This window comes from Methylobacterium sp. HJ2 (assembly GCF_056431005.1).
Genome location: NZ_JBWJYM010000002.1, coordinates 799,706 through 821,254, shown reverse-complemented (window position 1 = coordinate 821,254; position 21,549 = coordinate 799,706). Strand labels below are relative to the sequence as shown.

At 71.1% G+C, this 21,549-nt stretch carries 18 protein-coding genes; 4 read left to right on the top strand and 14 right to left on the bottom strand.

Annotated features, from left to right (window positions below):
• Nucleotides 1-2: 2 nt before the first annotated feature.
• From ACS5RC_RS08490 to ACS5RC_RS08445, 10 genes are all read right to left on the bottom strand, one after another.
• Nucleotides 3-2,078, bottom strand: coding sequence for an ATP-binding protein (locus tag ACS5RC_RS08490; protein WP_478343380.1), 2,076 nt, complete (start codon nt 2,076-2,078; stop codon nt 3-5).
• A 368-nt stretch (nt 2,079-2,446) separates the two neighbouring features.
• Complete coding sequence (locus ACS5RC_RS08485) at nt 2,447-3,559, bottom strand: DUF3500 domain-containing protein (RefSeq protein WP_478343379.1); 1,113 nt, start codon at nt 3,557-3,559, stop codon at nt 2,447-2,449.
• Nucleotides 3,556-4,191 (bottom strand): O-methyltransferase, encoded by a 636-nt coding sequence (locus tag ACS5RC_RS08480; protein ID WP_478343378.1) that lies wholly within the window; start codon nt 4,189-4,191, stop codon nt 3,556-3,558. The genes ACS5RC_RS08485 and ACS5RC_RS08480 overlap by 4 nt, the downstream gene beginning before the upstream one ends.
• A gap of 26 nt (nt 4,192-4,217) precedes the next feature.
• Nucleotides 4,218-5,135: an RraA family protein gene (locus ACS5RC_RS08475; protein ID WP_478343377.1), complete on the bottom strand. Its 918-nt coding sequence runs from the start codon at nt 5,133-5,135 to the stop codon at nt 4,218-4,220.
• 53 nt (nt 5,136-5,188) lie between these two features.
• A complete protein-coding gene (locus ACS5RC_RS08470; RefSeq protein WP_478343376.1) occupies nt 5,189-6,934 on the bottom strand; it encodes a tannase/feruloyl esterase family alpha/beta hydrolase in 1,746 nt (581 codons plus the stop codon).
• A 9-nt stretch (nt 6,935-6,943) separates the two neighbouring features.
• The gene (locus tag ACS5RC_RS08465) at nt 6,944-7,681 is read right to left on the bottom strand and encodes a siderophore-interacting protein (RefSeq protein ID WP_478343375.1); all 738 of its coding nucleotides are present in this window, start codon (nt 7,679-7,681) and stop codon (nt 6,944-6,946) included.
• A 20-nt stretch (nt 7,682-7,701) separates the two neighbouring features.
• Nucleotides 7,702-9,588: a hypothetical protein gene (locus ACS5RC_RS08460; protein ID WP_478343374.1), complete on the bottom strand. Its 1,887-nt coding sequence runs from the start codon at nt 9,586-9,588 to the stop codon at nt 7,702-7,704.
• Nucleotides 9,589-9,718: 130 nt separating this feature from the next.
• Nucleotides 9,719-10,336 carry a UbiX family flavin prenyltransferase gene (locus ACS5RC_RS08455; RefSeq protein WP_478343373.1) on the bottom strand — a complete coding sequence of 206 codons (618 nt, stop codon included), beginning with the start codon at nt 10,334-10,336 and terminating at the stop codon, nt 9,719-9,721.
• The gene (locus ACS5RC_RS08450; protein WP_478343372.1) at nt 10,336-11,886 is read right to left on the bottom strand and encodes a UbiD family decarboxylase; all 1,551 of its coding nucleotides are present in this window, start codon (nt 11,884-11,886) and stop codon (nt 10,336-10,338) included. The genes ACS5RC_RS08455 and ACS5RC_RS08450 overlap by 1 nt, the downstream gene beginning before the upstream one ends.
• A 22-nt stretch (nt 11,887-11,908) precedes the next feature.
• Nucleotides 11,909-12,316: an SRPBCC family protein gene (locus ACS5RC_RS08445; RefSeq protein WP_478343371.1), complete on the bottom strand. Its 408-nt coding sequence runs from the start codon at nt 12,314-12,316 to the stop codon at nt 11,909-11,911.
• Nucleotides 12,317-12,437: 121 nt separating this feature from the next.
• Between ACS5RC_RS08445 and ACS5RC_RS08440 the strand changes: the two genes are divergently transcribed.
• The 3 genes from ACS5RC_RS08440 (at nt 12,438) to ACS5RC_RS08430 (ending at nt 14,505) form a co-directional block, all read left to right on the top strand.
• Nucleotides 12,438-13,361, top strand: coding sequence for a LysR family transcriptional regulator (locus tag ACS5RC_RS08440; RefSeq protein WP_478343370.1), 924 nt, complete (start codon nt 12,438-12,440; stop codon nt 13,359-13,361).
• Nucleotides 13,362-13,684: 323 nt separating this feature from the next.
• The gene (locus tag ACS5RC_RS08435; protein ID WP_478343369.1) at nt 13,685-14,257 is read left to right on the top strand and encodes a YciE/YciF ferroxidase family protein; all 573 of its coding nucleotides are present in this window, start codon (nt 13,685-13,687) and stop codon (nt 14,255-14,257) included.
• A gap of 11 nt (nt 14,258-14,268) precedes the next feature.
• Nucleotides 14,269-14,505, top strand: a complete 237-nt coding sequence (locus ACS5RC_RS08430) for a DUF2171 domain-containing protein (RefSeq protein ID WP_478343368.1) — start codon at nt 14,269-14,271, stop codon at nt 14,503-14,505.
• A gap of 606 nt (nt 14,506-15,111) precedes the next feature.
• On the opposite strand, the gene ACS5RC_RS08425 is transcribed toward ACS5RC_RS08430, so the two are convergent.
• The 3 genes from ACS5RC_RS08425 to ACS5RC_RS08415 all read right to left on the bottom strand — a co-directional run bounded on the left by ACS5RC_RS08425 (nt 15,112) and on the right by ACS5RC_RS08415 (nt 18,049).
• Nucleotides 15,112-15,351, bottom strand: coding sequence for a DUF6894 family protein (locus ACS5RC_RS08425; RefSeq protein ID WP_478343367.1), 240 nt, complete (start codon nt 15,349-15,351; stop codon nt 15,112-15,114).
• A 450-nt stretch (nt 15,352-15,801) separates the two neighbouring features.
• Nucleotides 15,802-17,319, bottom strand: coding sequence for a Hint domain-containing protein (locus ACS5RC_RS08420; protein WP_478343366.1), 1,518 nt, complete (start codon nt 17,317-17,319; stop codon nt 15,802-15,804).
• 460 nt (nt 17,320-17,779) lie between these two features.
• Nucleotides 17,780-18,049, bottom strand: a complete 270-nt coding sequence (locus tag ACS5RC_RS08415) for a DUF6894 family protein (RefSeq protein WP_478343365.1) — start codon at nt 18,047-18,049, stop codon at nt 17,780-17,782.
• A gap of 490 nt (nt 18,050-18,539) precedes the next feature.
• On the opposite strand from ACS5RC_RS08415, the gene ACS5RC_RS08410 reads away from it, so the two are divergent.
• Nucleotides 18,540-20,015 (top strand): protein adenylyltransferase SelO, encoded by a 1,476-nt coding sequence (locus tag ACS5RC_RS08410; RefSeq protein WP_478343364.1) that lies wholly within the window; start codon nt 18,540-18,542, stop codon nt 20,013-20,015.
• Nucleotides 20,016-20,048: 33 nt separating this feature from the next.
• On the opposite strand, the gene ACS5RC_RS08405 is transcribed toward ACS5RC_RS08410, so the two are convergent.
• The gene (locus tag ACS5RC_RS08405) at nt 20,049-21,485 is read right to left on the bottom strand and encodes an 8'-apo-carotenoid 13,14-cleaving dioxygenase (RefSeq protein ID WP_478343363.1); all 1,437 of its coding nucleotides are present in this window, start codon (nt 21,483-21,485) and stop codon (nt 20,049-20,051) included.
• Between the last annotated feature and the right edge of the window lie 64 nt (nt 21,486-21,549).

The window sequence follows — 21,549 nt, the reverse complement described above, 5'->3', positions numbered from 1 at the left end:
CCTCAGGCGACGGGCCTGCCACGATCCTTCGCGACCGGTTCCGGTCTGCATCCTCCGACCTGGGCTCTGATGCCTCTGACGAGATCCGCCATGTCGTAGGGCTTCATGTAGAGGGTGAAGCCGAGTTCGGTCGCTCGTGCCGCCGATGTGCTGTAGCCCGACACCAGGATGACCGGCAGGCCGGGCCAGCGCCTGCGCACCTCGTTGGCGAAGGCGAGGCCGTCCATCCCACCCGGCATGATGAGGTCGCTCACGAGGATGTCGCCACCGCCGCGCGCAAGTGCGTCCAGGCCGGCCTGCGCGCTGTTGGCCTGTTCGACCCGGAAGCCTGCATCCTCCAGGAAGCTCGCCGTGACCGTCCGGACCTCGTCGTTGTCGTCCACCAGCACGACACGAACCGACGCAGAGGAGGCCGGGCCGTTATCCGTGTCCGTCGATGCCTTGGCCGTCTCCGGCACCTCCTCCTGCGCGAGAGGCAGGTGCAGGGTCACGGTCGTGCCCTGGCCCGCCCGGCTCTCGATGTCGGCCATGCCGTTCGAGGCCTTGGCGAAGCCGTAGACCTGGCTCAGCCCGAGGCCGGTTCCCTTGCCGACCTCCTTGGTCGTGAAGAACGGCTCGAAGACGTGCGGGATGGCGTCCGCCGGGATGCCGCTGCCCGAATCCCGGATGGACAAGGCGATGCCTTCCCGCCCGGAGCGATCCGGCAACGGGACCCTGCGGGTGATGATCCGAAGCGAGCCTCCGTCCGGCATGGCATCCCGGGCGTTCGCGGCGATGTTCAGAAGCGCCAGGTCGAACTGCAGGGGGTCGAGCCGAACCGCGTGCCGGCCCGGGACGAGGTCGGCCTCGACGTGGATGTGACCACTGACGGACTGACGAATCATCGTCAGCGTACCGAGCAACCGCTCGTTCAGGTCGACGACCTCGGACTGGGTGCCGCTGCCCCGTGAGAAAGCCAGCAGCTCCCGGGTCAGATGCGTGCCACGTTCGGCCGCCTTGCGGATGGCCGCCACGTAGCGGTCCAGGCGCGGCTCGTGGTTGCGCCGGCCGAGCATCTCCAAGTTGCCGAGGATGACCATCAGCAGGTTGTTGAAGTCGTGCGCCACGCCGCCGGTCATGCGCCCGAGCGCTTCCATGCGCAGCGTCCGCTCCTGGGCGAGCGTCTCGCGGCGCTGCGCCCGGAGTTCCCGCTGGAGCAGAAGGCTGAAGGCCGCGGTCAAAAGGACCGTGACGGCGCCTGCACAGGCCAGGGTCCAGGCAGCATGAATCGCGGGCCGGTTGTAGACCGGGAGCGGGATCGCGACGTGGACGGACCAGTCGGTCCGCGCGGACTTGCGGAAGGCCGTCACCAGCGGTTCACCCCCTGGCGAGATGCCGTCGTAGATGCCGGACGCGCCGGTCTGGCGCGCCTGCACCGTCGGCGGCATGGCCAGCGAGCCCACGTTGCCGGGCATCCGCAGGCTCGCGGCGATCCGGTCGGCCCCGTCGACCAAGTAGGGCCGCCAAGCCGGATCGAGGCCGGCATTGGCCAGGAGCGCGGTCAGGCGCTCGGTGGACACGACGCCGGTCAGGACGAACAGGGTCCTGCCCCCGCGCTGGACGGGCACGCGGAAGCTGGCCCGCGGCGTGGTGTTGGCGGCACCCCTGGGGCTGACGACGTCTCCGATAGTCGGCTCGCCCGTGTCCAGCACCCGCCGGTAGCTCTTCTCGTCCACCAGGGGCGGGAGCGGTGTCCCGTAGGGATAACCGGTCCGCACGAGCATGTGGCTCTCGGTGTCGGCCAGGATAATGCGGTGCCAGAGGGGCAGCTGGGCCTGGAAGCGCTCGGCGAGGCCGTGGAAGGCCGCCAGGTCCGGCCGGTCGCTGTCGAGCATCGGCGATTGGGCAAGCACCTTGAGGAGCTCGATCTGCGTCAGGAGCTCACGGTCCACGCTGCCGAGCATGTCCTCGGCTTGGTGGACGGCCTCGGAGCGCATCATCGATTGCTGCTGGCGGAACAGCATGAAAGACAGGCCGCCGGCGAGCAGGACGAGCGGCATGAGAGCCGCGAGGGTGAGCAGTAAAAGACCTCTGCGCACCTGTGGCATCCTCGGGCTGAGCTGAGTCGAACCCGGGGCGCCGAGCCCTCGGCCTCGATTCGGCTCGATTCTACTCCGTCTTCCGCTATGCGTCCTTGATCTATCGCTACCTGGGCACATTGAGGGACGCAGTGGGTTTCGGTCCTGCGGCGGCAAGTGCGGGAGCCTGGGCCTGCACGAGGTCGAAGCTCCACACGTGATTGCGGTGGAGCGACCGCGAGAGCACGCACGCGCCGTCGTTCGGCAACAGAGGGCCGCGGGGTCTATGTCGGCCGGGGACCTCAAGCCCCCGCGACGCCAGATGCGCTGGAACCCGCTCCGCCCCCCGCCAGCGGCAGCGCGGCGGCTCGACGGGAGCCGGCCTGCACCTACGGCCGCAGCGACGGTCGCCCATAATCCCCCACGGGGTCCCGGACGACGGTGTGGACGTGCAGGGTCGGGTCGCCGCCGACATCCTGCGGGGCGAACTCGATGACGAGTCGCGGCCCCTGGATCCGAAAATAGGCGGCCCCGTTCGCACCGGGGACCGGGGTGGCGGGCCCGCGCCACGCGAAGCGCGTCTGCGCGAGGCCGGCCTCGACCTCGGCCCTACGCCGGGCCGCGTAAGCCCCGTGGAGGATGCCGGTCCATTCCCCGACGAGGTCGAGGAGGAGCCGCGTCTGCCACGCATCCAGTTCCAGGGCGGGCAGCCCCTCGAGCGGGGGGACCAGCCCGTCCCGGCCCGGCCCCGTCACCAGGTCGATCTTGCGATCACCCAGGATCGCGAGCCGGCGCTGTTCCGGGTCCAGGGCCTGCAGGAGGGCGAAAGCCCTGTCGCTCTCTCCGGCCAGCGCCCGCACGGATCGGCCGCCAGTGGCATAGGTCGCGGGCTGCGCCCCCGTGAGGATCGGCATCATCCCGGCCCGGTCGCCGGCGAACAGCACGTTCAGGCCGAGATGATGCGCACCGAACTGAAGCAGCCAGGGCGCATCCGCCGTGGGCGCCCCGAACAGGCACAGGCGGTAGGCATCCCGTCCGGCCGCGAAGGGCACGCCGCGCTCCGCCAGGGCCTGGTCGGAACCCATGATCGCATCGACCTTGGCGAGGCCTTCCGGGCTCAGCACCGCCTGGAGCAGGTCCATCGCCGCCGCACGCTGCACGCCGGTCAGGTCCCCGAGGCGGAGCCCAGGCCGGGGCACGTCGCCGTCGGGAAAGTTCGACCACACCGCCTCGCCCCAGCGCTCGCCGACGAAGGCCAGCCGGCCGTCCGCCCCTCCCCGGAAGGCGGCAGGGACGGCCCGGTCGCCGCCCGGGAGCGGGCGCAGGGCCGCTGCGCGGCCCGAGGCGTCGAGCCGCGCGAGGAAGGCGGTGGCCGCGGAGGCGGCCGCGCGCGTCCGGGCGAGGCCTTCGTCGGAGGCATCGGCGGCGCGTCCGGGGCGCACCCCCGCGGTCGCGCCGAGGGCGGCCGAGCCCAGCAGCCGGAGGAACGCAGCCCGGTTCACGGCCGCCTACCCTCCGCTTCGAACGGCCCGGCCTCCCGGTAACGGCTGAGTTCCAGGCCCTGCCCCACCGGCAGGTGCAGGCTGCGCATGCCGGGGACCGCGCGCACGGCCGCCACGTAGGCGCGCGTCTCCGGGTTCCGGGGCCCGACATTGTCGGCCACCAGGATCGCGCCGGGGGCGAGTCCGGGCAGAAGCGCCTCGAGGCACAGCACGTAGAGGTCCTTCCACAAATCGATCAGGACGAGGTCGACGGGCCTCGGCAGCGCGCGGATGAGCGCCACCGCGTCTCCGACCTGGAAGTCGACATGTTCGGAAAGCCCGGCCTCGACCGCCGCAGCGCGGGCCTCCTCCGACTTGTAGCCGTGGATCTCCATCGTGGTCACCCGCCCGCCGGAGGCGCGCGCGCCGTCCGCCAGCCAGAGGGTCGCGTATCCGAAGGAGGTTCCGAGTTCGAGGATCTGCGGGGCGTCGAGGCCGCGGGCCAGCGCGTTCAGCAGCCGGCCCGTCTCCGGGCCGACGGCGCGCAGGCGCCGATCGCGTTCCCCCTCGCTCGGCCGGCCGCGCGGCTGCGAGCGCTCCGCGCGGATGCGGTCGTGGAAGCGGTCCAGGACCGCGTTCATCCTGTCATCCATCGTCGTGGTCTCTCCGAGGTTCCGGTCTACCAAGTCCTGTGCGCCAGGAAGCCGTCGAGCTGCTCGCGGGTGAGCGTCCCGCGCTCCGGCTGACCGTCGAGCCACGCGATGAAGGCCGCGCGCACCGGCTCCGACCACGGGCCGTCGATCTCGCCGGGGGCGAACCGCTTCGCCTTGAGCGCGCCCTGCCCGAAGCGATCCTTGAGCGCGATGAACTCGGCGGTGGCCACCACCTCCCCGGCCAGGTGGGCCGGGATGAACAGGACCCCGGTGGGCTCCGAGATCACGAGGTCGCCGGGCAGGACGACGGCCCCGCCGATGCGCACGGGCGTGTTCAGGCCCGACAGGGTCATGTCCCGCAGGAAGGAGGGGTGGAAGTCGCGCACCAGGGCGTTGAAGCCGGGGATCGCGCGCAGGCCCGCGCGGTCGCGCACGGCCCCGTCCACGACGATGCCGGCGCCGGTCCGGGCGAAGATCGCGTTGCCGAGGTTGTCCCCGATGATGGTGCCGTCCGCGACCTTGCCGAAGCCGTCGACGACCAGCACGTCGCCGGGTTGCAGCGTCGCGATGGGCCACGCGTTGGTGTCGCCGCTGCGTCCCTGCGCGGCGCCGCGCGCGGTCACCAGCCGTTGCACGTCCGGGCGTGCGGGCAGGAAAGCGGCGGTCACGGCGCGGCCGACCACCGGCACGGCCGCGTCGACCTGCTTGAAGCCCCCGGCGAACTGGTTGCGGTAGCCTCGGTTGTCGAGGACCGTCCAGGCCTCCTCGATGCCGATGCGGGCGGCGCGCCGGACGAGGTCGTCCGGTACGCGCGGGCGCCCGTCCGGGAAGCGCTCGCCCGTCCATTCGGAGGTCAGGAACAGCAACTCCTCCCGTGGGATGACCTGGGCCTGGGCGGGCCCCGCAAGGCCGAGGGCGAGCAGGAGAAGGGCGAGCGGGCGCATGGGATGTCCTCGGGGCGGAGGGGGGCCGGGCCTGGGATGCGGGCCCGGACGCCTCACCGGTGCACGGGCACGAGCCGGCCGCCCTCGACCCGGTAATCGCGCTGGAAGTCCGGGCCGATGAGGGAGGCCCCGTACCAGTCGACGCCGGCGCTCTCGGGACCCGCCGGGCTCGGCCCCGGCGCGAAGCCGGATCCTTCGGGACGGGGAATCTGGGGGAAGGGATAGATCGGACGCGTCGCGAGCGGCGTCGCGTCCACCCGGGCATAGGGCGCGGAGGGCGGCAAGCCGCCCGCCAGGGGACCCCGCGGCCCCCTGGCCCGGTCGGGCACCTTGCTGGCCACGAGCGCGGACGGGGCCGTGCCGCCCTCCACCCAGTCCATCAGCGGGCCGAGGGTGTCGATCTGGCTGAAGCCGTCGCCCCCGCCGCAATGCCCGGTGCCGGGCAGGAGGAACAACCGCATCACCCGGTCCGCCGCATCGGGGCCGAGGTCCCGGCGAACCGCCTTGGCGTAGGCGATCGAGATCATCGGCGAGACCGAGGTGTCGGACCAGCCCTGCCAGATCAGGAGCCTGCCACCCCGGGCCGCGAAGGGCCGCAGGTTGGTGTTCGTGGCGTCGTTCAGGGCATGGAGCTCCGTGACGCGCGCGAAATTTTCCGTATCGAAGACGAAGCGCGCAAGGTCGGCCTCCGCGGGGCTCGGCTCCGGCAGGATCACCGATTCCATCGCCGCCGCCACCATCCGCGCGCTCATCGAGGTGCCGGTCGGCGTCTCCGGAATGAAGTCCCATTGCAGCTCGGAGCCCGGCAGCGGGCCGCCGACCGTGAAGCGGTGGCCCTCGGCGTCGCGCGGTCCCTCGTAGATCCTGCGCACCACGGCCGCCTCGTCCGGCGTGAGGCAGCCGGACGTGTCGGCCGCACCCGGGGTGCAGGCGATCCAGGCGGGGTCGACCGTGCAGGCGCGCGGGTCGCTCAGGAGCCCGTCCTTCAGGCCGTCCAGGGTGTCGCAGCGCGCGAGCACCGCGGCGTGCAGCGGCGCCAGCTTGGCCGCGAGCAGGATCGCCGTGCCGTCCGCGCGCCGGTTCGCCCGCACCAGCCACGCGTGATAGAACGAGTTCTGCACCTGGAAGGCCATCACCGGCGCGCCCGCCGAGATGCCGTCGAAATCCTCCGGGTAGCGCTGCGCCTCCATCAGCGCCTCGCGCCCGCCGTCGGAGCAGCCCGAGAAATACGAGAAGCGGGGCGCCTGTCCGTAGAAGGCGCGGATGAGCGCCTTGGCGGCGCGCGCCGTGGCGTGGTTGGCGCGGTAGGCGAAGTCGATCCGCTTCTGCGGGTCGGCCCCGAAGGCGCCGGGGCTCTCGTCCGGGCGGCTTTTATGCCCGAGGTCGCTCGCCGCGACGACGAACGCGCCGTCGAGGGCCGGCGCGCAGGAGCCGGCCTGATCGATGCCGACGGAGATGCGGCCGCACAGGCCGCCGCAGCCGGTCTGCACGAAGCGCTGGGTCCAGCCGGCGAGCGGCAGGTCGACCTCGAAGCCGATCGCCGGCGCGACCTGGCCCTCGACCTTGCAGAAGCGTCCCTTCGGCGTCTCGATGATTGCCGCGGAGCGGATCTCGGCCGGCGTGTCGGCCACGCCCGTCAGGTCGAGCGCGGCCAGGGTCTCGCAGGCCCGCACGGGCGCGACCGCCGGGAGGGCGACGCCCTGCGCCCGGGCCCCGCCGCAGGGGGCGAGCAGCAGGGCGAGGCCGAGCAGGGCGATCCCGAAGCGGTCGCGGAGCGGAGGCATGTTGGTCGTGGTCATGTCTGGAGCTTATTCCTCGATCTTCTCGTGGGCGTCGGCTACGCCCTTCTTCCAGTAGCCGCTCGCCTTGAGCCAAGCCGGCGGATGGCCCATCGCCTGGATGCGCGCCCGCACGGCGCGCGCGACCCCGGCCTCGGCGGCGATCCAGACGAAGCCGTCGCCCGCCGGCAGCACGAGGCCGTCGAGGGCGGCGATGATCGGCGCCGGATCGTCGGCGCGCACCAGCGGCCGGTGGACCCAGAGCGCGCGGTGCGCGGCGGCGGTCTCGAAGCGCTGCTCCTCGCCCGGCCCGGCGACCGCCGCCAGCGTGGTGACGGGCACGTCCGCCGGCATCTCCTCAAGGCGCCGGCCGATCGCCGGCAGCGCCGTCTCGTCGCCGATGAGGAGCCACCAGTCGAAGTCTGCCGGCACCACCATCGACCCGCGCGGGCCGCCGATCTCGATCACGTCGCCGGGCTTCGCATTCATCGCCCAGAGGGTGGCGGGGCCGGCCTCGTGCAGGGCGAAGTCGAGGGCGAGTTCACCCGCCGCGGGGTCGTGGCGGCGCGGGGTGTAGTCCCGCCGTGCGCCCGCGTCGCCGGGCACGAACAGCTTGACGTGGTCGTCGGGAGAGAGGCTCGCGAAGCCGGCGAGGTCAGGGCCGACGAGGTGAAGCCGGAGCATCCCCGGCGTGACGGGTTCGACCCGGCCGACCGTCAGGCTGCGGCGGCGGGTCTCGTGACGGTGGCGGACGATCGCGTGGCGCATGGCGCGTGCTCCCGATGGGGTCAGCGGACCGCGTCGGCGCGCAGGGGCGCGGACGCGGCGGGCAGGTAGAGCGGCATCGAATCCTCCCACAGGCTGTCGGTAAGGGGCCGCTTGTCCGATCCGTCGGCACTCATCACGAAGATCTGGCCGTAGGGCTGGAAGGTGTTGTCGTAGAGCGCGGCCTCGTCGCGGAACCCGTAGAGCCCGCTCGACCAGAGGATGCGCCCGTCCGCCGTCCAGACCGCGTGCCCGTCGTTGGCGCCGTGGCTGGTGAGCCGCCGCAGGTCGCTGCCGTCGGGACGGATCGTGAAGATGTCGAAGTTCGTGGCATCGACGCGCCGGGTGAAGACGATGCGGCTGCCATCCGGCGACCAGCCCGGCAGGTTGTCGGGATCCCGCGTCAGGACCGTCGTCGCGCGGGTGTCGAGGTCGAGGATGCGCAGGCCCAGCTCGCCCTCGCCCCAGACCCGGTAGACGATCCGCCCTCCGTCCGCCGAATAGCTCGGGAAGCCGGAATGCACGCGGCCGTCGGTGAGCGCCTCGGGCTGCGCGCCGTCCCGGCGCACCCGCATCAGCACGGCCTTGCCGTGGCGCCGCTCCTGGAACCACGAGCCCAGGCCGAACGCGATCCATTCGCCGTCCGGCGACCAGGCCGGCATGAAGGCCCCGGCGAGTCCCTTGGCGATCAGGGCGGGGTCGAGACCGGCCTTCTCGGCATCGAACACGGTGAGGCGGTTCCCGCCGTCCGGGTCCATCGTCACGATCGAGGACCTGCGCGCCTTCTCGGTCAGCGCGAGCCGGCCCTGGCGGGAGAGCGCCGGGAACACGTCGGTGTGGCGGTAGTCCCAATCCGGGTCCCAGCTGTAGAGCGGCTTGTTCTGCGGGCGACCGCCGAACGCCACGGTCTCGTAGAGCACGCGGGCGCCGTCCGGCGACCAGCAGGGCGAGCGCAGCGCGCGCCGCACCGGCGCGAGGCCGGCGGTGTAGGCGAGCCCCTCGTCGGGACCGCCCTTGCGGTGATAGCCGATCGCGCCGCCGGGCAGGATTTGCGGGAACAGCTTGAGGCCGGCCCCGTCGGTGTGCACGACCCGCTCGCCGGTGGCGACGTCGACCGACACGATCTGCGAGGACACGCGGGCCACGCCCTCGGGCCGGCGCGCCCCCCAGGTGTCCTCGGTCGGCATCTCGTAGAACACGACCCGCCGCCCGTCCGGCGACCATTTCGGCGAGCCGAGGCAGAAGCCCGGCCGGGCGGCGAGCTGGCGGAAGCCCAGCCCGTCCGCCCCGACCACGTAGACGCTCAGTTCCTGGGTGTGCTCCCAGCCGTGGCCGGCATCGTGGCCGCGCCAGGGCGTGTCGCGATCCGAGGAGAAGGCGAGCCAGCGCCCGTCCGGCGACCAGGCGGGCCGGAAGAAGCCGTCGGGCTTCTCCGGATCGCCCTGGATGCCGGGCGCTCCCGTGAGGTTGCGGAAGGCGCCTGTTCGGATGTCGAGCAGCCAGACGTTGGTGCGCCCTCCGTCCCGGGTCGAGACGAAGGCGAGGCCGGTGCCGTCCGGCGACAGGACGCCGGCATCCTCCACCGTCGGGCTCGCGACGAGGGGGCGGAGGCCCGTGCCGTCGGCGCTGGCGGCGAACAGGTCCGACTGGCCGTCGCCGTTGCGCTCCGAGGTGAAGACCACGGATCGGCCGTCCGCGGAGAAGGCGGCGTGGTAGTCGAAGCCCGGTTCCTCCAGGAGCGGTCTCGCCTCCGACCCGTCCGCATTGGCGACGTGCAGGATCGAGGACGAAGGGCCGATCCGGTTCATCAGCATGACGCCGCGCGGCGTGGCCAGGGCACGGCGTGGCCTCAGCCCCGCCGCGAGGGCTGCGGCCGGGAGCGCACCGAGGAAGCTGCGTCGGTTCATCATCTCAATCCGTTTCTGCCGAAGCGGGCTCGGTCGCGCGGCGGACCGGGGCAGCGCGGCGCGCCACCCCAGCGTCCGGGCCGGCCGGAGGTCCTGCCCGCCATCGTCGTGTTCCGCCCATCCCGGACAGGCCTCAGGCGGCGACGCGTCCGGGCGGCGTCGCCTCGGTCTCGATGTCGCCCTCCGGCTCGCCCCAGCGCTTCAGCCCCGGCACCGGAATGCCGAAGCAGTCGAGGGCGCGCGCGACGCAGTGATCGACAATATCGGCGACGCTTGTCGGGTTTGTGTAGAAGGCCGGCACCGGCGGGTGGACGATGCCGCCCATCTCGGTGACCGCGAGCATGTTGCGGATGTGGCCGGCGTGGAGCGGAGCCTCCCGCACCATCAGCACCAGCCGCCGGCGCTCCTTGAGGGCGACGTCGGCAGCTCGCGTCAGCAGCGTCGTGGTGACGCCGGTGGCGACCTCGGCGAGCGTGCGCACCGAGCACGGCGCGATCAGCATCCCCATGGTGCGGAACGAGCCGCTGGCGATGCTGGCGCCGACATCGTTGACCGGGTGGACGTGGTCGGCCAGCGCCCGAAGCTGGTCGCGGGAGAGGTCGGTCTCGTATTCCCGGGTCATCTCGCCTGCGCGGGAGACGACGAGGTGGGTCTCGATGCCGGCGTCGCGGGCCATCTCCAGGGCACGGATGCCGAGCACGATGCCGGTCGCGCCGGTGATGCCGACGACGAGTCTGCGGGGCGATGCCATCACCGGGCCTCCGCGAAGAGTTCGGGCGCGAAGGGGCGCGGATTGACGTCCTCGAACTGCGCCCGGACGAAGTGCTCCTTCAGCTTGAAGGGCACGGTGCAATCGAAGATCGTCTTGGTGGTCGTGCCCTTGGTCGAGACGCGGGGGTCGTACTCGGGCGTCTGCGAGGGATCGAGGACGTGGCCGGCCACGCCCGGCACGAAGATCGTGTCGAGGTCGCCCGAGTAGCGGGTCTGCATCGCCCAAAGCACGTCGTTCGTGTCGAACAGGTCGACGTCCTCGTCGACCAGGATGACGTTCTTGAGCTCGCGATAGACGGCGAGCGCGATCAGTGCCGCCTGCTTGGTGTTGCCGTCGTCGGCGGCGCTGGTCTTGGCCACCTGAAGGACCGCGAGGAACTTACCGCCCCCCGCGCTGTGGGCATAGACGTTCCTCACCAGACCCGGCAGCGCGTCGGAGCAGGCGTTGTAGATGCTGGCCTCGGTCGGGATGCCCGCGAGGCTGACATGCTCCTCGCCCGGCCCCACCAGCGTCTGCAGGATCGGGTCTTTCCGCGTCGTCACGGCCTTGACCTTGATGACCGGCAGCTTCGGGTTGGCCGGGCCGACATAGCCGGGGAACTCGGGCATGGCCCAGCCCGTGCCGGTGTTCTGATCCTCGGCGACGCGGACATTGGGCAGGATCTCGCCCTCGATGACGATCTCGGCCCGGGCGATGGCCTTCTGGGCGACGCTGACGCACTCGACCAGCTCGACCGGCCGGCCGCGGAGACCACCGGCCACGCAGAGCTCGTCGAAGCCGAAGGGCGTCGTCGGCGCCTCGAAGCAGGCCCCGATCGGTATGGCCGGATCGAGCCCCATGTTGATCGAGACGGCGAGCGGCTTGCCCGCCTGCTCCGCCTTCTTCCGGAAGGCGTCGATGTGCCGGCCCGGCGCGAAGAAGATCGAGAGCTCGTCCCGGCCCTGCACGCAGAGCCGGTGGATGGTCACGTCGACGTCGTCGCGGTCGTCCGGGTCGCTGCCGAGCACCAGCCCGAGGCAGAAGAACGGACCGGCGTCCTCGGCGGTGTTCGTCGGCGCGGGCAGGAGCGTGCGCAGGTCGAAGCCCGGGTCGTCGGCGCGATGCACGACCTCCTGGCAGGGCGCCTCCTTCGCCGTCACCGTCACCGGCGGGACGATGGTCTTGCGCGCCTCGCCCATCTGCAGCGCGAGGTCGCGCTCCGGCGCGCCGAGGAGACGGCTGACGCGGCGCCGGCTCGCCATCAGGCCGACGAGGACGCGCGCGCCCGGATAGCCCTTGAGGGTGTTGAAGGTCATCGCCGGGCCGATGCGGGTCGGGCGCATCACGGTGCCGCCCGCGCCGATATGGCGATAGACGCCGGCGAGCTGCGCCTTCGGATCGACCTCCCGGTCGGTCTCGATGTACTCGCCCGGAAACGTCTTCAGGTAGGCGATGGCCGAGCGCAGGTCGTCGATGGGCGGGACGGTCCAGCCCTGGGGATTGGGCGCGCCCGGCTCGAGGACATGGAAGTCCGTCGGCGTCTTGGTCATGGCTGAACTCCCGGGATGGCGATTAGCTGCGGTCGCGCTCGACGTGGTCCTTGAGGCGGTGCAGCACCTCGCCCCAGCGAGTGTTGCAGAAGGGCAGATGCGGATCCTCCGGACGCCAGACGCCGTCGGCGAGATCGACCCGGGTGCCGCCTTCGGGCAGGTCCGCGAGGGCGAAAGTCACCACCTTGCCGGGCGACGTGCCGGGCCCCGCCATACAGGTCTGACGCAGGAACGCGCCGGGACTGATCTCGTCGGTTCGCCATCCGAAGCGGAGCCCGGGTTTCGGGACGAGGAAGAACGCCTGCCCGACCGCGAGCGCGCCTTCGACGACGCCGAGATGCCAAGCCGCGATCTCGCGGATCTCGGAGATGGCCTCGAACACGACGAGCCTCGGTGCGTCGATCTTGATGGCATGACGGAGACTCGTCATCGCTCTCGGCCCTCCTGCTGGGTTCCGTCCGCCTCGGGAGAGGCTTGGCTGCCTGCACAATGACTTCGACGGTCCAGCGCATCTATGGCGTCGATCCAGGCTGTTTGATAAGTTTCGGCGTATGGATGACCTCGTCGCCGCCTCGCTGCGCCGCCTGCGCGCCTTCCTCGTCGTGTGCGAGACGCTTCACCTCGGCCGGGCCGCCGAGCGGATCGGCATCGCCCAGCCGGCCCTGAGCCAGCAGATCCGGGGTCTGGAAGAGGGCCTCGGCGTTCGGCTGTTCCACCGACGCAAGCGCGGCATCGACCTGACCTCCGCCGGCGAGGCGTACCGGATCGAGGCGGTGAAGCTCTTGCGGCTTCACGCCGAGGCGGCCGAGGAGGCGCGACGGATCGCCCGCGGCGAGTTGGGCCGGCTGGCCATCGGCTACGTCGCCTCGGCGATGTTCGAGCCCGGCTTTCCCGAGGCCCTCCGATCGCTGCATCAGGCCCTGCCGGACCTTCGCATCGCCCTGCGGGAGGACGGCATCACCGGACTGATCGGCGCCCTGATGGCAGGCGAGTTCGACGTGGTGTTGATCCGTGCGCCGGTCGCCCTGCCGAGCGCGTGCCGGTCGATGCCCGGCGCCCGGCAGCGTCTGGTGGCGGTCCTGCCCGAGAGGCACCCGCTGTCGGGTCGCCGGAGCATCGCGATGACCGAACTCGTCGGCGGACCGATGGTCGGCTTCAACGATCCCGACGATCGCGGGATCATGCGGATCGCCGCCGATATGGCGACCGCGGCCGGCATCGAGCTGGATGTCCGCTGGCGCGTCTCGAGCGTGACGGGCGTCCTCGGGTTGGCCGCCGCCGGGCAGGGCTTCGGCATCGTGGCTGAGAGCAGCGCCTGCGTGGCCCTGCCGGGCGTGTGCTACCGGCCCTTCTCGGACGCGGGGGCCGTCGCCGAACTCTGGTATGTCTGGCGCCCGGACCGGCTAAGCCCTGCCGCCGAGCATTTCCTCGCGACGGTTCGGGCGCGTCGGTCGGACAAGGCTGCTACGGCCTGAGACGGGCGGGGAGGCCCTGTCCGAGGGGACGACCGACGGCCCACCGCCTGTCAGCTCAGGCTCGGGCGGCCGAAGCGGCTCGATCGCCGCCCGGAGGTCGTCGGATACGGGAGCGCCCATCCCCGCCCGACCCGCTCGCCGCGGTCTTGTCCCATGGCCTTAATCATCTGTCGGCGATACATCCGCTGGGGTTCCCGCATTTTTGCGGCCAGACCCAAAATTATCTCGGGATCCCGCCATCCGCAGCCACGTTTTGCTGAGACTTCCGATCGCTGAATTTCCTCTCGGTCGGCGATGTGTCAGGAAATTGAAGGCGATATTACATGGCTGGTAAGCAAAAGACCTTGCAAGACGCTTTTTATGAGACGCTCAAAGATGTGCTCTATGCGGAAAGACAGTCCGTTCGCGCTTTGAAGAAATCGGCCAAGGCAGCCGAGAACGAGGACCTTCGTCAGGCATTCGAGACGCATGCCGAGGAAAGCGCCAATCAAGTGGAGCGCCTGCAGCAGGTCTTCGAGATCCTCGGAAAGCCGGCGCGCGCCAAGACGTGCGAGGCCATGCAGGGCCTGACCGCCGAGATGGAAGAGGATCTGGAAGATTTCGGCGAGGGCCCGGCGGCCGATGCGGTCCTTGTTGGCTGCGCTCAGGCGGTGGAGCACTACGAGATCGCGCGCTACGGAACGCTCAAGACCTGGGCCTCCCAGCTTGGCTACGAGGATGCCGCCAAGCTGCTGGATGAGACCCTGCAGGAGGAGAAGAAGACAGATCAGCTTCTCTCCGAGATCGCCGAGCGCATCAATGTCGAGGGCACGGGCTCCGACGCGGAGCAGGACGGCGCGCCCGAGACCACGGGCACCGGCAGGGGCCGCGGCGGAAGCCGGCCGAAGGCCGCGTGAGGGGACCTGCGATGATCGATACCAGCAAGATCCAGGAGCACATGCCGGTGCTCGGCTCCGATGGCGTGCATGTGGGCACGATCGACCATCTGGAGGATCAGCGCATCAAGCTGACCCGGACCGACCCCGATGCCGGAGGTCGGCACCACTACATCCACGTCGACTCGATTGCATCGGTCGATGGCGGCGCAGTACGCCTGAACCGGACGGCTGCGCAGGCCAAGGACGAGTGGGCCACGGCGCAGTAGCGAGGCCCGAACCCGGCGCGAACGGGCGCCGGAACACGGGGTCACCGGTACGGTGGCCCCGCCCCCGCGACGCTTCTCAGCCCGGGAGAGCCCTTCGGCCAACCACAGGCGCTCCGGCGGACAGACATGCGGGCGGCACGATCCGTCATCCGGGGTGCCTGACAGGCGTCGTGCTCCCGCGAGCGGCCATGGCGCGTTGCGGCCCGGCCCAGGCCTCCGATGCCATCGCTGCAACCGGCATGGGATAAACCCACCGCGGCGGTCGCCGGGCGGGCCGACGCTTGGAGGGAAGCACCGTCAGGCCGTGACATCCGGCCTCGCGCCCCACCTCACGCAGTTCAGCGCGCCTGGGCCGCCGAGCGCCGCGTCAAGTGCAGGTAGGTCGGATCGAACTCGGCCACGCGGACGAGGTCATTCCAGGCGTCGATCACCAGCGCGTTGCCCTGCCGGGTGATCAGATTATAGCACTGACGTTTTGATCGAAAATATCAGCGTAAAACCTGCAGGGACGTTTTCGACCGCCCGAACACTGTGCGTCTCCGGCATTTGACCGAACCGAGCAAGGGCTGCGACCCCGCCCGTGCTGGTGCTGACACAGGCCGAGCGTCAGCGGATCAGCCACACGCCCGTCAGCGACAGGGTGGCCGAGTAGACCGGACGGTGATCCTCATCGGTCACCAGCACCGTGTAGGTATGGCGGTCGCTGTCACCTTCGACCTGAGCCCGTGCGAGGTCCGGCAGGAGCCGCAGTGCCTCCAGGCGTGCCTCCGTCAACGTGACACACTCGGTGCCGATCTCGTCGAACCGCAGAACGCCGTCATGAACGTCGAAGAAGTAGCGAGGCATAGCCGCACTCCGCGGGGTGAGGCGGGAGCGCAGGCAGCTCTCTGGCGCTGGCAGCCGGGGTCGAAGTCAGCGATGACCGACTGTGCGCCCATCCGCGCGGAAGAGCAACGCTTGGCCCGATCATGGCTGGGGCTATCGGCAGGGCGCGCGCCACCGCCGGCCAGGACGCGCCGCCTTCGGGTGTCGCCGGGCCGGCCCCCTCGCACGAGGCGTTCGCCACCGAGGACGAGGGCCCATCGATCGGCCCGATCGAGCGCCGGCACAATGGGGTGCAGGCCGGGACTTGGGACGGGACTTGGGACGGGGCTTGGGCCGGAACTTGGGCCGGAACTTGGGACGGGTCCGCGGACGGCATCCAAGAGGTGCCGGGTTGCGGGCGGGATGATGCCAGGGGCACCACCGCGCGGGGGCCATCGGGGCGGGAGCGCTCCTAGCCTGCAGACCTGATCATCAGGCGGCCTCCTCGACGAGATGCCGGTGGCCGCCCGTTGCCTCCGCCGCATCCGCCGCATCGGCGCGCTCTGGCCCGACCCAGCGCGGCACGGGCGGTCCGCCCAGATCCACGCGCAGGAACACCGCGCCTTCCAGTCCCTCGAGCAAAGCGGCCGGCAGCCGCGCGCGGCCCGCGGTCCAGCGATGGCCCGGCGACAGGGCGTGGAAGCCCTCGCCCAGCGACGGATCGTCGAGGGGCACGCTGCGCGCCGCGCCGAAGCCGTCGCTGAGCGACAGGGCCGCTACGCACAGCCCGAGCGCGCGCCGATCCGGGTTGGTGCCGACATGGCAGGGGACACTGACCGGGCTGACGAGCCAGATGTCCCTGGCCTCGGCTGGGAGCACGAAGCAGGCCGTGAGGCCGCGGGCTCTGGGGAGCAGCCGGGCGCCGTCGACCTCCAAATGCACGTCCGCCCAGGGGTCGTGCGCAACGAGGCTCCAGCCCAGGGCCTCGGCCCGCAGGCGGGCCTGCGCGCGCAGCACCTCGACAAGGGCGCCGCATTCATGGCGGGGCCGGCAGAAGGCGGCATCGGTGCGGGCGGCCGCCAAGTCATGATCCGGCAGCGCCGCAAGGTCGATCACTGTGCCCTGAGCGAAGAAGCCACGATTGCCCACGTCGAGGTAGCTCTCGGCGGGCTGGCCCTCGGCGAGGAGGATGTCGTGGCTGTCGAGTTCGACGTGCCAGTAGGTGACGCTGTCGACGTCCTCCTGCACGATGGTGGCCCCGTTCACCAGCGCGGTGGCGGGCACCAGCACCTCGCCCACCACGTCGAGGGCGACGGCATGCGCGGGCGAGACCACCAGGTCGCGCGCGGGCCTGTTTTCGCCGAGGGCGTGGGCCCGGATGCGCACGGGCATGACGGCGGCCGGATCGGGGTGGTCGCGGCAATCGAGGCGGCGCGAGCCGATCCAGCGGATCGGGCGCTGCTCACCCGACGCCGTGACCGCGAGGTCGCCGACGCGCAGATCCTCGACCGCGACGTCGCCGTGGGCCGTGCGGATCCGCGTGCCGGACGCGAAACAGGGGGCATCCGAGGTGACGCTCGCGGGCGAATACGCCGATTGGCTTTGAAACACGCCGGTCGGAGAATACGTGTTGATGTTAAAGCGCGTGCCGTCGAAAGCGAAACTGTATAAATTTGTGCTTGATTGTAGGAGCAGGCCGAGTCCGTCAACACCGTGCGACGCTGGACCACCGAAATCGCCGGTAGTGGACTGTTTGATGATGTTGTTGAAATTGATCGGACTTGCGGTCGACGAGCCCTTGACGTCATTAATTATTGTATTTCCATTCGTGTAAAGCGAGACGCTTTGCCCGTTGATCGTTCCCGTTGCGCCAGTCAGTACGAAGCCGCTAATGACCTCCGAATTGCCCACTTCATTGGGCTGGGAGATACTGGCAGGATCCCCCGAGACCGAAAATGAGAAGGCCGGGTTGCCGCCGATGCCGGGCGAGCTGAAGGTATAGGTCGCCATCGCATGCTCTCGTCGCGTCTGCCCTTGAGCGCCAGGGTGTCTTTGTTCGTCCGCCAGCGTGAAGCGAAGACAATTTTTCCGTCATCATTTCGGACGAGTCGAGCGGTTTAAGCGCTCGATCATTCCTTTCGCCTGTTAAAAAGCCTGTTTTCAGGTCGGGCGCATCACGGAGTTGCAGATTTGTCACGATCGCCGATGAAGCGGTTCGATCCTGACGGAGTTCGAAGCCCCGCGCGGGAACGACGGATCGGCTCACGTCTCGGGCGTTCCGGGACAGATCGCCTGCAAGGACGAGCCGGGCCCGCACGCGGGACGGCCGCCTCGCCTGGAGGGCGCGCGGCGCTCGTCGGCTTGTCAAGGAATGGCGCCGAGCGCCCGCTCGTTCAGGCCGGCGCGGGCTGCAGGGCCGAGGCAGGGATGTGGACTTGCGGGATCCGCCGAGCCCGAGGACGGGCTGGCGCTACCGGCCGGGTGAGGCCGGGTCGTCGGGCGGCGACACCGTCCATGCGCCCTCCAGCGTCAGCCGAGCCGCGTACACCTCCTGCCCCTGCTCGTCACGCACGATGGCCCTGAGCACCCTGCCGTCACCGTCCGGCATCACCTCCTTGGCCATGGCGCCCAGCACCTTGTGTGCCTCTGCCCTGGCCCTGTGCGGGCAATCGAACGCGACGTCCTCGTCACCCGCGACGAAACGCGAGTCGTCATCCGTGTCGACGGTGTAGCGCGGCATCGGGCACCCCGAGCTGGTGGCGGATATCGGGAGAACCGCTGCCGGCCGGAAGTGTTCTGCCGCGAAGCTCACGAAAACCCTGCTTGGACCGAACTCATCGGGGCTGACGCTGGAACGCCGGACCTGCGTGCTGCGCCTGTAGCGAGAGCGCCCGGGGCGCCGTCGGGGGATGCCGGCCTCTGCTGCAGCGTCGCACGATTGCTTCAGCGTCGCACGATCGAGATTCGGGCGGAGAACGGGCAGGTCACCCCGTGTGCCGAGCCAGCATCGACTCGTGCGGCGGGCCGGGAAGGCCGGGCAGCCCGTGGAAGACGCGCTGGCCCACCACCGTCATGGCCTCGCGCAGCGGTCGTGGCGCGCATGGCTATCGCTCGGCTCACGCCGGCACTGGCCTGGAAGCGGGCGCGGCGGCGCGCCCCTGGCGCATAGGTCCTGACCGGCGCACCGGACTGCGCTTGTCCGCCAGCGCGATCGTCCATAGCTCCCGATCATGACTGCGATCCCCTTCGACAACAGCTATGTCCGCTTGCCGGAGCGCTTCTTCGTCCGGCGCACCCCGACCCCCGTCGTCGCCCCAAGCCTGATCCGCTTGAACCGCGCGCTGGCGGCAGACCTCGGCATCGACCCGGATTGGCTCGCCGGCCCCGCCGGGGTGGCGATGCTCGCAGGAAACGAGGTCCCGGACAGCGCCGATCCGGTCGCGACGGCCTATGCCGGGCACCAGTTCGGCAACTTCGTGCCGCAGCTTGGCGACGGGCGCGCCGTCCTGCTCGGCGAGGTCGTCGACCGTGACGGGCGCCGCCGCGACATCCAGCTCAAGGGCGCGGGTCCGACCCCGTTCTCCCGCCGCGGCGACGGGCGAGCGGCGCTCGGGCCGGTGCTGCGCGAGTACCTCCTGAGCGAGGCCATGGCGGCACTCGGCATCCCCACCACCCGGGCGCTGGCGGCGGTCGTCACCGGCGAGCCCGTGCTGCGCGAGACCCGGCTGCCCGGGGCGGTGCTCGCCCGCGTGGCGGCCAGCCACATCCGGGTCGGCACCTTCCAGTATTTCGCCGCCCGGGGCGACACCGAGGCGGTGCGGGCGCTCGCCGACCACGTCATCGCCCGGCACTATCCGGAGGCATCCTCCGCGGAGCATCCCTACCGGGCGCTGCTCGACGGTGTCGTCGCCCGCCAGGCCGACCTCGTGGCGGCCTGGCTCCGCGTCGGTTTCGTCCACGGTGTGATGAACACCGACAACATGTCGATCGCCGGCGAGACGATCGATTACGGACCCTGCGCCTTCCTCGATGCCTACGACCCGCGCACGAGCTTCAGCTCGATCGATGCGCATGGACGCTACGCCTACGGCCGGCAACCGGGGATCGCCCTGTGGAACCTGACGCGTCTGGCCGAGACCTTGCTGCCGGTGCTGGCCGAGACCGACGGGGAAGCGGTCGAGGCGGCCGAGGCGGCGCTCGCCGGGTTCGGCCCGCGCTTCGAGGTGGCCTATCACGGCGGCCTCGCGCGCAAGCTCGGGCTGTCCGGGGACCGGGACGGCGATGTTGGGCTCGCGGATGACCTGCTGGCACGCATGGCGGAGAACCAGGCGGACTTCACCCTGACCTTCCGCTCCCTGTGCGACGCGGCCGAGGGGCCGGACGCGGACGCCCGGGTGCGCGACCTGTTCGTCGACCCGACCGCGTATGACGCTTGGGCCGTGCGCTGGCGGGCGCGGATGGCCGAGGGAAGCCGGGGCCCCGCGGCGACGGCGGCGGCGATGCGCGCGGTCAACCCGGCCTTCATCCCGCGCAACCATCGCGTCGAGGCGATGATCGCGGCGGCGGTCGAGCGCGGCGATTTCGGCCCGTTCGAGGAGCTGTCGGCGGTGCTGTCCAGGCCCTACGAGGATCAGCCGGTCTACGCCCGCTATGCCCAGGCCCCGGAGGGCGGCGGGACGGGCTACCGCACCTTCTGCGGCACGTGACGGTGCACCGGCGTCCGGATCGGCTGGCGGCGGTCATCCGGCCTTAGGGTCTGGAAACCAGTTCCCGTGGAAGCCTGGCGGGATCCGATGCCCGAGATGGACCGTGGCGACGGGCGGCGCCTCGAATGCGCGCGCGTCGAGGACGACGAAGTCCGTCGTGTCGCGCGCCGTGTCGATGACGAGCCCGACGAGCCACCCCTCGTCCTCGCCAGCCTCCGGTCCCGCCGGCACGAACACGAACTCCCCCGGGACGCTGTGGGCGCCGAACGCGTGGACGCGCCGCTCCCCCGTGGCGCGGTCGTGCTTGTAGATCTGCGTCGCTCCGACGAGCTGCGTGTTGCCGTCGGGCGGGACCGAGACCGTGTAGACGTAGCGGTGCCGCCGCCCGAAGCGGCGCTCGTCGATCCGGGGGAACTCCTGCGCCGCGGGGTCGATCACCTGCCGGTCGACCCGCCCCGTCGCGGGATCGGCGATCCAGCGCTCCAGCCGACCCGGCTTGTCCAAGCCGCCGCCGGCCGAGGCGAACACCGTCTCGTAGGCGATCACGTCGAGGATCACCCGCCCGTCCGCCTCGTCGTAGGCGTTGGCGACGTGGAAGACGAAGCACGGCTCGACCGCGCACCACACGATGTCGGCGGCCGTGCCATGCCGGGGGAGCAGGCCGAGACGGGCGCGGTGGGCGGGGTTCCAGCGGAACGGGAAGCGGTGACCCGCCAGGACCGCCCGCATCGAGAAGGTGACGGGCAGGTCCAGCACGACCGCGAAGCGCGCCGTGATCGCGCAGTCGTGGATGCAGGGGCCGTGCTCGACCGGGATCGCCACGTCGCGAACCACGCGACCGGCGGGCGAGATGACGACGTGGCGCACGCTGTCCCAGATGCGGCCGTCATACGCGATGGCATGTGTCTCGCCGGTCTCCGGATCGCGATGCGGGTGTCCGGTGAAGGAGCCGGCGAGCGTCCCGTCGAATGGATCGTAGTGCTGCCCCTCCAGGTCATCGGACAGCGCGACGGGGTAGCTGCCGGCCTCGACCACGGCGAACGCGCGGCCGCCGATCTCCACGACGTTGGTGTTGACGGTGTCGTCGCCCCGGCGCGGCCCCGGCGCGGCGGGTCGGCCGATCGCTGCGGAGGCCGCGCGCGAGCCGATCCAGCGGTTGCGGTACCAGAGGGCCCTGCCGCCCCCGATGCGGAGACCATGCACCATGCCGTCGCCCAGGAACCAGTCGTGGCCGCGCGGCGTCGGGCGGGCGGGGTTGGCGCCGATCTTGAGGTAGCGCCCCTCGATCCCCGCCGGGATCGTCCCGGTCACGGGCAGGTCCCGCAGCGTCAGTTCCTCGTGCATCGGCGCGTGGACGCCGACGACGAAGGGGTGTTGCGTCCCCGGCAGACGTCGCCGGTTGCAGGCCGCCACCAGCGCGACGAGGCCCTCGGCGGCGGCACGCAGGTTCGACGCGATCGGGTTTTGCATCGGTCTCGGTCTCGGAGCGGGGAAGCGGGGGGACTTTCGTGACGCGGGGCCTGCCCGTCACCCG

Bases quoted from the DNA above. Each gene is read 5' to 3' on its own strand.
- ACS5RC_RS08430 (WP_478343368.1), top strand. From the start codon at position 14,269: ATGATCGATACCAGCAAGATCCAGGAGCACATGCCGGTGCTCGGCTCC.
- ACS5RC_RS08435 (WP_478343369.1), top strand. From the start codon at position 13,685: ATGGCTGGTAAGCAAAAGACCTTGCAAGACGCTTTTTATGAGACGCTC.
- ACS5RC_RS08405 (WP_478343363.1), bottom strand. From the start codon at position 21,485: ATGCAAAACCCGATCGCGTCGAACCTGCGTGCCGCCGCCGAGGGCCTC.
- ACS5RC_RS08415 (WP_478343365.1), bottom strand. From the start codon at position 18,049: ATGCCGCGCTACACCGTCGACACGGATGACGACTCGCGTTTCGTCGCG.
- ACS5RC_RS08425 (WP_478343367.1), bottom strand. From the start codon at position 15,351: ATGCCTCGCTACTTCTTCGACGTTCATGACGGCGTTCTGCGGTTCGAC.
- ACS5RC_RS08480 (WP_478343378.1), bottom strand. From the start codon at position 4,191: ATGGATGACAGGATGAACGCGGTCCTGGACCGCTTCCACGACCGCATC.
- ACS5RC_RS08465 (WP_478343375.1), bottom strand. From the start codon at position 7,681: ATGCGCCACGCGATCGTCCGCCACCGTCACGAGACCCGCCGCCGCAGC.
- ACS5RC_RS08460 (WP_478343374.1), bottom strand. From the start codon at position 9,588: ATGATGAACCGACGCAGCTTCCTCGGTGCGCTCCCGGCCGCAGCCCTC.
- ACS5RC_RS08445 (WP_478343371.1), bottom strand. From the start codon at position 12,316: ATGACGAGTCTCCGTCATGCCATCAAGATCGACGCACCGAGGCTCGTC.
- ACS5RC_RS08410 (WP_478343364.1), top strand. From the start codon at position 18,540: ATGACTGCGATCCCCTTCGACAACAGCTATGTCCGCTTGCCGGAGCGC.
- ACS5RC_RS08455 (WP_478343373.1), bottom strand. From the start codon at position 10,336: ATGGCATCGCCCCGCAGACTCGTCGTCGGCATCACCGGCGCGACCGGC.
- ACS5RC_RS08440 (WP_478343370.1), top strand. From the start codon at position 12,438: ATGGATGACCTCGTCGCCGCCTCGCTGCGCCGCCTGCGCGCCTTCCTC.
- ACS5RC_RS08470 (WP_478343376.1), bottom strand. From the start codon at position 6,934: ATGACCACGACCAACATGCCTCCGCTCCGCGACCGCTTCGGGATCGCC.
- ACS5RC_RS08420 (WP_478343366.1), bottom strand. From the start codon at position 17,319: ATGGCGACCTATACCTTCAGCTCGCCCGGCATCGGCGGCAACCCGGCC.
- ACS5RC_RS08475 (WP_478343377.1), bottom strand. From the start codon at position 5,135: ATGCGCCCGCTCGCCCTTCTCCTGCTCGCCCTCGGCCTTGCGGGGCCC.
- ACS5RC_RS08450 (WP_478343372.1), bottom strand. From the start codon at position 11,886: ATGACCAAGACGCCGACGGACTTCCATGTCCTCGAGCCGGGCGCGCCC.